This window comes from Arsukibacterium perlucidum DSM 18276, assembly GCF_000382165.1.
In the GTDB taxonomy this organism is placed as follows: Bacteria; Pseudomonadota; Gammaproteobacteria; order Enterobacterales; family Alteromonadaceae; genus Alishewanella; species Alishewanella perlucidum.
This window is the reverse complement of the sequence record NZ_KB907705.1, coordinates 78,990-90,886: the sequence shown is the minus strand read 5'-3', so window position 1 is coordinate 90,886 and position 11,897 is coordinate 78,990. Positions and strand designations below refer to the sequence as shown.

12 protein-coding genes are annotated in these 11,897 nt (G+C 49.1%); 1 reads left to right on the top strand and 11 read right to left on the bottom strand.

Annotated elements, in window-relative coordinates; genetic code table 11:
• Positions 1 to 45: 45 nt before the first annotated feature.
• The 6 genes from H141_RS0105690 to ilvC form a co-directional block, all read right to left on the bottom strand.
• Positions 46 to 1,083, bottom strand: coding sequence for an ABC transporter ATP-binding protein (locus H141_RS0105690; protein ID WP_019675282.1), 1,038 nt, complete (start codon positions 1,081 to 1,083; stop codon positions 46 to 48).
• A gap of 2 nt (positions 1,084 to 1,085) precedes the next feature.
• Positions 1,086 to 2,720: an ABC transporter permease gene (locus H141_RS0105685; RefSeq protein ID WP_019675281.1), complete on the bottom strand. Its 1,635-nt coding sequence runs from the start codon at positions 2,718 to 2,720 to the stop codon at positions 1,086 to 1,088.
• Between the two features lie 42 nt (positions 2,721 to 2,762).
• Positions 2,763 to 3,782 (bottom strand): Fe(3+) ABC transporter substrate-binding protein, encoded by a 1,020-nt coding sequence (locus tag H141_RS0105680; RefSeq protein WP_019675280.1) that lies wholly within the window; start codon positions 3,780 to 3,782, stop codon positions 2,763 to 2,765.
• Positions 3,783 to 3,875: 93 nt separating this feature from the next.
• Entirely contained in the window at positions 3,876 to 4,688 is an 813-nt protein-coding gene (locus H141_RS0105675) for a TlpA family protein disulfide reductase (RefSeq protein WP_019675279.1), read from the bottom strand.
• Between the two features lie 11 nt (positions 4,689 to 4,699).
• Positions 4,700 to 5,131, bottom strand: a complete 432-nt coding sequence (locus H141_RS0105670; RefSeq protein WP_019675278.1) for a methylglyoxal synthase — start codon at positions 5,129 to 5,131, stop codon at positions 4,700 to 4,702.
• A 166-nt stretch (positions 5,132 to 5,297) separates the two neighbouring features.
• Positions 5,298 to 6,779, bottom strand: a complete 1,482-nt coding sequence (ilvC, locus tag H141_RS0105665) for a ketol-acid reductoisomerase (protein ID WP_019675277.1) — start codon at positions 6,777 to 6,779, stop codon at positions 5,298 to 5,300.
• Between the two features lie 222 nt (positions 6,780 to 7,001).
• Here ilvC and ilvY point away from each other — a divergent pair, with 222 nt between their 5' ends.
• The gene (gene ilvY / locus H141_RS0105660; protein WP_019675276.1) at positions 7,002 to 7,886 is read left to right on the top strand and encodes an HTH-type transcriptional activator IlvY; all 885 of its coding nucleotides are present in this window, start codon (positions 7,002 to 7,004) and stop codon (positions 7,884 to 7,886) included.
• Positions 7,887 to 7,952: 66 nt separating this feature from the next.
• Here ilvY and H141_RS0105655 read toward each other — a convergent pair whose 3' ends face one another.
• From H141_RS0105655 to petA, 5 genes are all read right to left on the bottom strand, one after another.
• Positions 7,953 to 8,363 (bottom strand): ClpXP protease specificity-enhancing factor, encoded by a 411-nt coding sequence (locus H141_RS0105655; protein ID WP_026349261.1) that lies wholly within the window; start codon positions 8,361 to 8,363, stop codon positions 7,953 to 7,955.
• 8 nt (positions 8,364 to 8,371) lie between these two features.
• Positions 8,372 to 9,010 carry a stringent starvation protein SspA gene (gene sspA / locus H141_RS0105650; protein ID WP_019675274.1) on the bottom strand — a complete coding sequence of 213 codons (639 nt, stop codon included), beginning with the start codon at positions 9,008 to 9,010 and terminating at the stop codon, positions 8,372 to 8,374.
• 77 nt (positions 9,011 to 9,087) lie between these two features.
• Entirely contained in the window at positions 9,088 to 9,825 is a 738-nt protein-coding gene (locus H141_RS0105645; RefSeq protein WP_019675273.1) for a cytochrome c1, read from the bottom strand.
• Positions 9,825 to 11,099: a cytochrome b gene (locus H141_RS0105640; protein WP_019675272.1), complete on the bottom strand. Its 1,275-nt coding sequence runs from the start codon at positions 11,097 to 11,099 to the stop codon at positions 9,825 to 9,827. Before H141_RS0105640 ends, H141_RS0105645 begins: the two co-directional genes overlap by 1 nt.
• A complete protein-coding gene (gene petA / locus H141_RS0105635) occupies positions 11,099 to 11,689 on the bottom strand; it encodes a ubiquinol-cytochrome c reductase iron-sulfur subunit (protein WP_019675271.1) in 591 nt (196 codons plus the stop codon). Before petA ends, H141_RS0105640 begins: the two co-directional genes overlap by 1 nt.
• Between the last annotated feature and the right edge of the window lie 208 nt (positions 11,690 to 11,897).

Sequence of the window (11,897 nt, the reverse complement as noted above, 5' to 3'; positions counted from 1 at the left end):
TATCGCTCCCCTGCTGCTGCCGCATCAGTGCGGCCGGGATCTTTACTAAATACGCGGAAACAGTACTAAATGGTCTAAATCGAGGCGGATACCTATTTGCTCACCAATGGCATGGTTGTGATGGCTTAGCGCGAGGCAGTAGACCTGCTCGCCGCCGCTGAGCGCCAGGGTATACAGGATATGGGAGCCGCGGAATGACTTTTCCAGCACTTTGGCGGTAATGCCGCTGGCATCGTCATGCACAATATCATCTGGGCGAATCAACACATCAACGTTGTCGCCGCTAGCGGCATTTTGCAAATATCGCTGGGTAAAAATACCGAGGCAGGTTTGTACCCTTGTGCTATCTAGCATTTCCCCGGGTAACATTACCCCACGGCCGACAAAATCAGCGACAAAACGGCTGGCGGGCTTGTGATACAACTCATAAGGAGTGGCCCACTGTTGTAACTTACCGTGCTGCATTACGCCCACCATATCGGCCATGGTAAAGGCTTCGAACTGGTCGTGGGTTACCATTACCGCGGTAATTTTCAGCTGTTGTAATATTTGCCGGATGTCGCGGGCCAGCGCTTCGCGCAGTTCTGCATCCAGGCTGGAAAAGGGTTCATCTAATAATAATACTTTAGGCTCTGGCGCCAGGGCCCGGGCTAACGCTACCCGCTGCTGCTGGCCGCCCGACAATTGGTGCGGATAGCGGTTGGCTAAATCCGGTAAACCCACCAGTTGCAGCAGTTGTTTTACTTTAGCCTGTTTTTGGTTGCTACTCTGGCCCTGCAAGCCAAAGCTGATATTGTCGGCTACAGATAAGTGCGGAAATAGCGCAAAGTCCTGAAATACCATGCCCACCCGGCGCTGCTCAGTGGCTAACTGCCTTTGCTGATCGCTGACAATTTGCTGTTGCAGGCTTATACTGCCGCTGGCCGCAGGCTCAAAGCCGGCTATTGCCCGCAGTAAGGTGGTTTTACCACAGCCAGAGGGGCCGACTAAACAACCAATCTGCCCTTCGGCGAGCGCCAGGCTGACATCTTTGACAACGACATGCGGGCCATAGGCGACTGCCAGCTTATCCAGAACTAACATGCTTAAGATCCTCTGCTGGCATCCAGCGTCCGCGACAACAAAATAACCGGAATAATACTAACACAAACAATAGCCAGCGCTGGTAAGGCGGCGTCGGCCAGCCGCTCGTCTGACGCCAGTTCATAGGTTCGCACTGCCAGGGTATTAAAATTAAATGGCCGTAAAATAAGGGTTGCCGGCAGCTCTTTTAACACATCAACAAACACCAGCATTAACGCGGTCAGCACGCTGCCACGCAGCAACGGTACATGCACCCGGCGCAGCACCTGCAACGGGCTGGCACCGAGCGAGCGGGCTGCATTATCCATACTGGGTTTAATTCGCTCCAGCCCCGCCTCCACGCTGTGTAACGATACCGCCAGAAAACGCACACTGTAAGCCAGTAACAACGCAAATAAGGTGCCCGATAACAGCAAACCTGTGCGGATATCAAACCATTGCTCGGCCAGTAAATCGATATTCCGGTCCAGCCAGGCCAGCGGGATCATCACGCCAATAGCAATAACGGTGCCCGGAATGGCATAACCGAGCGCCGCCAGGCGCACCGGCAGACGCACCAGCGGGTCGCGGCGCAGCCGGCTGGCGTAACCAAACAACAGCGCCAGCAAAACTGATAACACCGCTGCCAGTGCCGCCAGACTAAAGCTATTCCAGATCAGCCGACCAAAATCTGTGGTAAACAAAGTTGGCCAGTTTGGTAAGGCCCAGCTGGCCAGCTGGCTGGCCGGTACAATAAAGCCCAATAACACCGGCAATAAACAGCTAAGTGCCACCAGCAACTGCCGGGAGATGGATAATGGCCGCAACGGACTGATTTGCTGGCGCTGGCCCTGAAAAAAATAGCGGATTTTACGCCTCGACCATTGCTCCAGCACCAGTAATACCAGCACAAAACTACTCAGCAACGCGGCTAACTGGGCAGCCCCGCCCTGGCTCCCCATGCCAAACCAGGTTCGGAAAATACCGGTGGTAAAAGTCGCGATACCAAAATACTGCACTGTGCCATAGTCGGCAAAAGCTTCCATCATAGCCAGTGCAGCTCCGGTAAGCAGCGCCGGCCGGGCTAAAGGTAATGCTACTTTCCAGAAATGCTGGCGCGGGCTGAAACCCAGGGTGCGGCTGGCCTCCAGCATACTGCTGGATTGTTCGCGAAAGGCGCTGCGGGCCAGCATATAAACATAGGGATATAGCACCAGCGATAACATCAGGATGGCGCCGGTTAATGAGCGGATCTCCGGAAACCAGTAATCGCCATAAGCCCAGCCAAAATAATCGCGCAACCCGCTTTGCACCGGCCCGGCAAAATCGAGCATGCCAGTGTAGGTATAGGCGATAATATAGGCCGGCATCGCCAGCGGTAGCAGCAACAACCATTGCAACAGCCGACGACCAACAAACTGATACTGGCTTACCAGCCAGGCGGTACCAGTACCAATAAGCAGCGCACCAGCGCCTGTGCCAAAGGCCAGCAACAAAGAATTGATAATATAGTCGGCCAGTACAGTTTGGCGTAAATGGCGCCAAACCTCGACGTCCGGACTGAACACACTGCCAAAAACAACTAAAACCGGCATTGCCAACAGCAATGCCGGGATCAATATTGACCAACGCCAGATATCCGCTTTTAATGGCAGCATACTACCTCTTTGCTGAACCGCTGTACTGAACCTGACTGCTGATTAACGCCAGCCAGCCCGGTCCATTACCCGGATAGCTTCACCATTTAGCTCACCCAGTTTATCCATATTCAACTTATCTGCTTTAAACTCACCCATCTGTTGCAGTAAATCACTGGCTTGCACACCGGCAACAACCGGATATTCATGGTTTGTTTCGGCGTACCACTGCTGCGCCTGTTGACTCACCATATATTCCAGTAAACGCACTGCGTTTGCCTTATTTGGCGCATGAGCAGCAACACCTGCCCCTGAAATATTAATATGGGTACCCTTACCATCCTGGTCAGGCCAGAATACTTTTACTTTCTCTGCAGTTGCGCGTTGCTTTGGGTCTGCCAACATGCCACCCAGATAATAGGTATTGGCGATTGCGATATCACATACGCCATTAGCCGCTGCACTTATCTGGTCGCGGTCACCACCGCTAGGTGGCCTGGCAAAGTTGGCCACCAGGCCTTTAACCCACTGCTCTGCGTCTGCAGCACCTTTATGCGCAATCAATCCTGCAATCATCGACTGATTATAAATGTTGTCAGATGAACGAACACAAATACGGCCACGCCATTTTGGGTCAGCCAGGTTGGCATAAGTAGAAAGTTCTTCTGGCTTAACTTTACCCGGTACATACATTATCGGCCGGGCACGCATCGTTAAGCCATACCACTGTCCTGCCGGATCCCGCAATTCTTCTGGGATCGCGCTACTAAGTGCAGCAGATGAAATGCTTTGTAAAACGCCCTGGGTTTTAGCGCGGTATAAACGGCCAACATCCGTGCTTATTAATAAATCGGCCGGGCTGTTTCGTCCCTCGCTAGCCAAACGGCTAATCAATTCATCAGGCTTACCGGTAATTAAATTTACGGTAATGCCGGTGTCGCGGCTGAAATTATCCAGCAAGGGTTTAATAAGCTCTTCCTGCCGGGCAGAGTAAATATTAACTTCATCAGCAAAAACTTCGGCAGTACTGAATAATGCACTACCAAGCGCAGCAATGACTAATAAGGATGGTTTAAATCGCATAAAGGCCTACTCCAGCTTCAGGGATGTCCAAGGCTGCTATATAACCACAAACGCGAATTATTCTCAATGCGTTTGCGATCTATATTTTTGCAATTATTTGGTATTGATCCCCATTTGCTGCAGGCTTTGCGCCAGACTGGCAGCAGAAAGTTCTCCCATATGACTTTTCAGCAGCCGGCCATCGGCGTCAAAATACAAGGTTACCGGCAAACCATGAGCGCCTAGCTGGGTTGCAACCTCACCTTGTCTGTCCAGCAGTAAATGGTTAAATTGCAGCCCGGTTTGTTGCAAGTATTGCTGCACAATCTCCGGATGCTCACGCTGATTCAGCAACACAAACCGCACATCAGAATATTGCTGCTCAGCCTGCTGTAGAACCGGCATCTCACGCCGGCATGGCGGGCACCAGGTCGCCCACAAATTCACTACTGTTAACCGGCCTGCGCCTAGTTCGGCCAGGTTGACGCTGTCACCATTAAGTTGCTGAAAACTGATAGCAGGCAATGCTGCCTTTTGCTGGCCGACATAAATAACTGAACTAAAAGCACCAAACAGCATGGTTACCGTTAATACCCCGGCCAGCAACGCCTGGCGCTGGTGCCGACGGCGCCATAACAACCACATCAGGATCAGCACTGCCGCCAGCAACGTAGCCCCACTATCAAAACCACGGTCGCGGATATCCAACATCTGCCAGATGGAATCGTAACTGTCAGCGAAACGGGCCACAAACACTAAGCGGCCAAACAGCAGGCTACCCAGTAAAATAGTTAACAGCGGATCGGTAACCGATACCTTATATTTGCGCGCCACCAGGGCTGCTACCAGCAAGCCGATTAGAACACTTATTAACAATAATAAAGGTGAAAGGGGTAACGCCAGGGGGCCAACGGTTACAGCGGTCATATCGTTATCACTTATTGTTTGTTTAAACGTTGATTATGGGCAGAAAAGTCCGGCACTTCGCGCTGGTAATCTTGCTGATATAAACTGGAGTGAATAATAAAATCCGCAGTAGCGCGGTTACAGGCCACCGGAATATTCCATACTACGGCTAAGCGGATTAACGCTTTTACATCGGGGTCATGCGGCTGGGATGATAGCGGGTCCCAGAAGAAAATCAGCCAGTCAATTTGCTGCTCTGCTATTAAGGCGCCTATTTGCTGATCGCCGCCCAGCGGACCACTGGCCATGCATTGCACCGGCTGCTGCAAGGCATCACTAATCAGCTTGCCGGTAGTGCCGGTAGCAAATAAATTCTTGTCGGCAAAAAACTGTTTGTGTTTACCAATCCACTCTAACAAGGTGGCTTTTTTGCCATCGTGGGCCACCAGCGCAATATTTTTCATAGCTAATCCTGCAGTTTGTCTGCTATTGACCTTACACCCAAAAAAAAGCCCCGACAAGCGGGGCAAAACAACCAAGGTCCACGTATAACATCGTTATTGGTCTGGTATTGGCCGGGGCACTGCCCAATGCTAATCACCATTAACCACATCATTCTTCAAAGGCAGTCTAGCTTGCCTCGACAATTCGTTTCATCGCGGTCATATAACCACGTAATTTTTTACCTACTACTTCAACTGGGTGTTGCCGGATAGCATCGTTTACCGCTATCAGCTTTAAGTTATCTACGCCGGTCTGGCTTTGGCTCAACCCTTTGCCGATATACTCACTGCTTAAGCTGTTTACCTTATCGCGCAGCAATGGCACAGCAGCATGAGCAAACAGGTAGTTGCCGTATTCAGCGGTGTCAGAAATAACCACATTCATCTCATACAAACGCTTACGGGCGATGGTATTAGCAATAAGTGGTGTTTCGTGTAATGACTCATAGTAAGCAGACTCAGCGATAATGCCGGCATCTACCATGGTTTCAAAGGCCAGCTCTACCCCCGCCTTCACCATCGCTACCAGCAAAATACCGCGGTCAAAATATTCCTGCTCAGTAATTTTCTCTTCCGATACCGGCGCTTGCTCAAAGCCGCTGTCACGGGTTTGTTCACGCCAGGTCAGCAGGTTTTTATCATCATAAGCCCAGTCAGCCATCATGGTGCTGGAGAACTCACCACTGATAATATCGTCCATATGCTTTTCAAATAATGGCCGTAAAGTAACTTTTAACTCTTCTGCCAGGTCATAAGCTTTAATCTTGGCCGGGTTGCTCAGCCGGTCCATCATATTGGTAATGCCACCGTGCTTCAGTGCTTCAGTTACCGTTTCCCAGCCATACTGAATAAGCTTAGCGGCATAACCGGCTTCTGTACCTTCAGCAACAAGTTTATCGAAGGCCAGAATAGCGCCGGTTTGCAACATGCCACACAGGATGGTTTGCTCACCCATTAAATCGGATTTTACTTCGGCAATAAATGACGACTGCAATACGCCAGCACGGTCGCCGCCGGTAGCCGAAGCATAGGCTTTCGCTACCGATAAACCCTGCCCTTTAGGATCGTTTTCAGGGTGCACTGCAATTAGTGTTGGTACACCAAAGCCACGTTTATATTCTTCCCGCACCTCGGTACCCGGGCATTTAGGTGCCACCATTACTACGGTGATATCAGGCCGGATTTGTTTGCCTTCTTCAACAATATTAAAACCATGCGAATACGCTAAAGTTGCACCTTGCTTCATCAGTGGCATTACCGCATCAACCACACTGCTATGCTGTTTATCCGGTGTCAGGTTTAATACCAAATCAGCCTGCGGAATCAATTGCTGATAAGTGCCTACGGTAAAACCATTGCTGCTGGCTTTTTCAAATGAAGCACGTTTTTCGCTAATCGCTTCTGCCCGCAGGGCATAGCTGATATTTAAACCAGAGTCGCGCATGTTCAGGCCCTGGTTCAGGCCCTGGGCACCGCAACCAACAATAACGATGTTCCAGTCTTTAATAAAATTACAACCGTCACTGAACTCGCTCTTATCCATAAAGCGACACTGGCCCAGCTGTTGTAACTGCTGGCGTAAACTTAAGGTATTAAAATAATTGCTCATACTATTTCTCAAAATTCGGTTTCGCGGATAAGCCAAGCTTACCTTACGCAACTCTGGCTTACCCATCTTTCGCTTACTCAGCATAGTGAGGTGCCATGACAAACAGATTACGTCGATGGCTCAGCAGATTGCGTTAATGAAGTAATAGTAGCCGCTGCATTTCATTGCGTGAAGTGATATATTTACAAGTCTGTATTTCACTTTTTGCAATTAAGGCAGATAATGGATATTCGCAGTGCTCAATTATTCCTGCATTTGGCATCCAGTCTTAACTTCGCCAAAACCAGCGAGCAAATGTATGTCAGCCCGTCTACCCTGACCCGGGTGATCCAGCGCCTCGAAGATGAGCTGGGTAGCTTGTTGTTTAACCGGGATAAAAGATCAGTGCAGTTAACCACTGCCGGAGTGAGGGTACAGCGGTTTGTTCGGTTATGGCTGGATGAATGGCACCAATTACAACTTGATTTACAACTGGCCAGTGCGGAGTTAACCGGTGAAATCCGTTTATTCTGTACCGTTACCGCCAGTTACAGTCACTTACCGGCCATTATGGACAAGTTCCGGCTACAATGCCCGAAGGCCGAGATTAAACTGACTACCGGCGATGCGGCAATGGCCTTTGAAAAAATTAAAGCCGGTGAAGTGGATATAGCACTGGCGGCCTACCCGGCACATTTACCTGCCACCATGATTTTTCAACGCATTGCCCAGCTACCGGTTTGGCTGATTGCCCCGGTTATCCCCTGTAAAGTTAATGATTTACTGGCCGGGGCGCCTATTAACTGGCATGAGATACCGCTGGTCCAGTCGGACCATGGCCCGGCCCGCTCCCGCTCTGACCAGTGGCTGAGCGATTGCAATATCAAACCTAAAGTAGCCGTCAAAGTAGATGGTCATGAGGCAATGGTATCGATGGTGGCGCTAGGTAGTGGTGTCGCCGTGGTGCCCGAACCGGTGATCAACCATAGCCCGGTGCGTGATCGGGTACGTATTCTGGATATCAGTTACCAGTTTCAGCCGTTCGAGCTGGGTGTCTGTATGCTTAGCAAAAAATTAGAGCAACCTTTGCTACAAGCATTCTGGCAATTGGCGGCGGCCAAAAAATAAAGCTGCCAGTGGCAGCTTTATTTATCGCGTCAGTTTAAGGCTTAACTAACCTCTGCAGATAACAATCTACTTAACAACTTTCAGATGGCTGCCTTTTTTTGGTTTCGGTGGCTCTGGCGTATCTTCATCATCAAAGGGCTCAGCGAACAACTCCGCGTCGTCTTCTTCTTCTTCCAGAGTAAACACCGTACCTGCACCATTCTCCTTAGCGTAAATGGCTAATACCGCCTTTACCGGAACATATAACGCAAACGGCTGACCACCAAAACGGGCATTAAAGGTAATAGCATCATTACCCAGTTGCATATTACCCACCGCTGAGGGCAGCACATTCAATACTATCTGGCCATTCTGGACAAACTGTTGTGGTACTTTTACTTGCGGATAGCTGGCATCTACCACCAAATACGGCGTACAGTCGTTATCAACTATCCATTCGTAAAACGCCCGCACAAGATACGGGCGGTTTGGTGACATTGCCGCCATTACAGCCGCATCCCGCGCCGGATTTCCCGCTCAGCTTCAGTAAGAGACGCCTGAAACGCATCGCGTTCGAAAATACGGGCCATGTAGTTTTTTAACTCTTTGCTGCCAGGTCCCTGAAATTCAATGCCCAGGGTTGGTAGCCGCCACATCAGCGCTGCCATATAGCAATCAACCAAACCAAATTCATCACTCATGAAAAATGGGGTTTCATTAAACAATGGCGCCAGCGACAATAAACCTTCTTTTAATTCCTGGCGGGCGTTAACAGCGTCATCTGCATTAGTCAGCACTTTCTCAGCCAGGCTGTACCAGTCGTTTTTAATCCGGTACATCATTAACCGGGCCTGGCCACGGGCTACCGGATACACCGGCATTAATGGTGGATGCGGAAAACGCTCATCCAGATATTCCATAATAATATCGGCCTGATACAGGGCCAGTTCACGGTCAAGTAATGTCGGTAAGCTGCCGTACGGGTTAACTTCGTACAAATCTTCTGGCAGGTTATCCTGAGCTACCTGAAGGATATCAACAGTTACGCCTTTTTCGGCCAGTACAATACGCACCTGGTGGCTGTACATATCATCAATGGCTGTGAATAATGTCATCACAGGGCGTTTATTGGCAATGATCGCCATTTATTCCTCCGGTAAAATAAAAAACGGCAAAGGGGCGCTAAGGCCCCTGGTATCTCAATACTAGTTAAATCAACTAATTAGTGAACATCTTTCCAATATTCTTTCTTCAATAAGTAAGCAAGTACAAAGAAGATTAACAAGAATATCATTACCTTGTAGCCAAGGGCATGGGCTTCCAGTTTGGTTGGCTCACCAACATATTCCATGTAGTTTACCAGATCCGCAACGGCTCTATCATATTCTTCTTCGCTTAACTCACCACTACCATCAGTTTTAATGCCGACATAAACCTCTTTAGGCTGACCATCGACCAGGCGGGTTTCAAAAGTTTTGCTGGGCACACCCTGCAATTCCTGTAGTACATGTGGCATAGCAACAAGTGGAAACACCTCATTGTTGACGCCAAACGGACGGGTATCATCGGTGTAAAACGCACGCAAATAAGTATATAACCAATCAGGACCACGCACCCGTGCCACGTTAGTTAAGTCCGGAGGTGCTACGCCAAACCAATTCTCACCGTCTTTTGGTGCCATATTATTAGTGATATGGTCACCGACTTTCTCGCCGGTAAACATCAGATGTTCCATACCCAGCTCTTCAGGAATATCCAGATCAGAGAATGTTCTGGAGTAACGCTGATATTGCATCTGATGACAGCCCAGACAATAGTTCTGGAACAGACGGGCGCCATTTTGCAAAGAAGCCTTGTCCGTTAAATCAATAGGTGCTTTATCCAGCTGCACAGCCGGACCGGCAGCCATTGCCAGCGAAGAGGCTAATAATGCAACAGCAGACAATAACGTTTTCATCATCAGGTAACCCTCACTGGTAATGGCTTGGTTTTTTCGTTCTTACTGTAGAAAAACAGCAGCACAAAGAAAGCAAAATACGTAAACGAGAAAATCTGAGCCAATAAGGTATAAATCCCTACAGCAGGTAATACCCCTAACACACCCAGCGCAACAAAGCTGACACAGAAATTAATCAGGTTAATTTTGTGCAAGCCACTACGGTAACGTACTGACCGTACTCTGCCTCTGTCCAGCCATGGCAGTAAGGCCAGCGCAACTATCGCAGCGAACATGGCAACGGCGCCCATAAACGGATGAGGAATAGCCCGCAAAATGGCGTAGAACGGCGTGAAGTACCATACAGGCGCAATGTGAGCCGGGGTCTTAAGTGGGTTTGCTGGCTCGAAATTTGGTGGCTCGAGGAAATAACCACCGCCTTCTGGCAGGAAGAAAATAACCCAGGCAAAAATTAACAGGAAGCCGGCAACACCCACTAAGTCTTTTACCGTGTAGTAAGGGTGAAATGGGATAGCATCCACAATCACTTTCTTGCCACCGCGGGTAAAGTACTGGTGGAAAGTAAATTTCTTATCAGCTTCAGTTTGCTCTACCGAACCATCGTTGTCTTTCTTAATATCGATACCATCCGGGTTGTTAGACCCCACTTCATGCAGTGCCATAATGTGCAGAAATACCAGGATTACCAGTACCAGCGGCAACGCTATAACATGTAGCGCAAAGAAACGGTTAAGCGTAGCGCCTGAGATAACGTAATCACCGCGGATCCACAGGGTTAAGTCTTCACCGATAAAAGGAATGGTACCGAAGATGCCGATAATAACCTGGGCCCCCCAGAACGACATCTGGCCCCAGGGTAATAAGTAACCCATAAAGGCTTCAGCCATTAATACCAGGAAAATCAGCATGCCAAAAATCCACAGCAGTTCCCGTGGCTTCTGATATGAGCCGTACATCATACCGCGTAGCATATGCAGATAAACCACGACGAAAAAGGCCGATGCACCGGTTGAGTGCATATAACGCAGCAACCAACCGTACTCAACATCCCGCATGATGTATTCAACTGAGGCGAACGCCCCTTCAGCTGACGGTTCGTAATTCATAGTTAACCAGATACCGGTAACAATCTGGTTAACCAGTACCAACATGGCCAGTGAGCCAAAAAAGTACCAGAAGTTAAAGTTTTTTGGTGCCGGATACTGCATAACATGCAGATTCATCTTATCCATAAAGGGTAAGCGGTACTCAATCCAGCTCATCAGATTTTTAAACATCAGACAGCCCCCTCATCTTCACCTATCACTATGGTGTTATCGTCGATGAACATATGTGGTGGCACCACTAAATTGGTTGGTGCCGGTACACCCTGGAATACCCGGCCAGCCATATCGAATTTAGAACCATGACACGGACAAAAGAAGCCAGAAATGATGCCTTCAACTTGCTCAGAGAAGTCGTTTGGCAGATAAGTAGGTGAACAACCAAGGTGGGTACAAATGCCAACCGCAACAAAAATATCAGGTTTAATTGAGCGATGACGGTTTTGGGCATACACTGGCTGTTGTGCCACGTCTGAACCCGGATCGCGCAGATTCTCTTCTGTTAACGCTAACTGCTCGAGGGTTTGCGACGTGCGTTTTACTATCCACACTGGCTTACCCCGCCACTCTACCCGGATTAATTGCCCTGGTTCGAGTTTGCTTATGTCTGCAGTAACTGCAGCACCGGCTTGTTTAGCCCGCTCACTCGGATTCCAGGACGCAATAAAGGGCACAGCCACTCCAACAGCACCCACGCCTCCCACTACTGAGGTAGCAATGGTAAGGAAGCGGCGGCGACCATGATCTACAGGCGCATTGCTCATCCACTCATCTCCACATTAACGCTTAACTTAAAATAAATTTAAGCGGCTGAATTCCAGCAATTATTATAAGTTTAAAAAATAACGCCGATCATAATGAAAAGCCCTGCTTTACACAAGGTTTAAGGTTAGATGAATAACTAATATATCAGGTTGCCACTGGTCTAAACAGCAACAAAGCGTTACAGTTCAGGGCTTACAGGCTTTCTGA

What these genes read in the sequence shown, in the direction of transcription:
- H141_RS0105655 (WP_026349261.1), bottom strand. Translation starts at nt 8,363, where the DNA reads ATGTCACCAAACCGCCCGTATCTTGTGCGGGCGTTTTACGAATGGATA.
- H141_RS0105690 (WP_019675282.1), bottom strand. Translation starts at nt 1,083, where the DNA reads ATGTTAGTTCTGGATAAGCTGGCAGTCGCCTATGGCCCGCATGTCGTT.
- H141_RS0105670 (WP_019675278.1), bottom strand. Translation starts at nt 5,131, where the DNA reads ATGAAAAATATTGCGCTGGTGGCCCACGATGGCAAAAAAGCCACCTTG.
- sspA (WP_019675274.1), bottom strand. Translation starts at nt 9,010, where the DNA reads ATGGCGATCATTGCCAATAAACGCCCTGTGATGACATTATTCACAGCC.
- H141_RS0105680 (WP_019675280.1), bottom strand. Translation starts at nt 3,782, where the DNA reads ATGCGATTTAAACCATCCTTATTAGTCATTGCTGCGCTTGGTAGTGCA.
- ilvC (WP_019675277.1), bottom strand. Translation starts at nt 6,779, where the DNA reads ATGAGCAATTATTTTAATACCTTAAGTTTACGCCAGCAGTTACAACAG.
- H141_RS0105640 (WP_019675272.1), bottom strand. Translation starts at nt 11,099, where the DNA reads ATGTTTAAAAATCTGATGAGCTGGATTGAGTACCGCTTACCCTTTATG.
- H141_RS0105645 (WP_019675273.1), bottom strand. Translation starts at nt 9,825, where the DNA reads ATGATGAAAACGTTATTGTCTGCTGTTGCATTATTAGCCTCTTCGCTG.
- ilvY (WP_019675276.1), top strand. Translation starts at nt 7,002, where the DNA reads ATGGATATTCGCAGTGCTCAATTATTCCTGCATTTGGCATCCAGTCTT.
- H141_RS0105675 (WP_019675279.1), bottom strand. Translation starts at nt 4,688, where the DNA reads ATGACCGCTGTAACCGTTGGCCCCCTGGCGTTACCCCTTTCACCTTTA.
- H141_RS0105685 (WP_019675281.1), bottom strand. Translation starts at nt 2,720, where the DNA reads ATGCTGCCATTAAAAGCGGATATCTGGCGTTGGTCAATATTGATCCCG.
- petA (WP_019675271.1), bottom strand. Translation starts at nt 11,689, where the DNA reads ATGAGCAATGCGCCTGTAGATCATGGTCGCCGCCGCTTCCTTACCATT.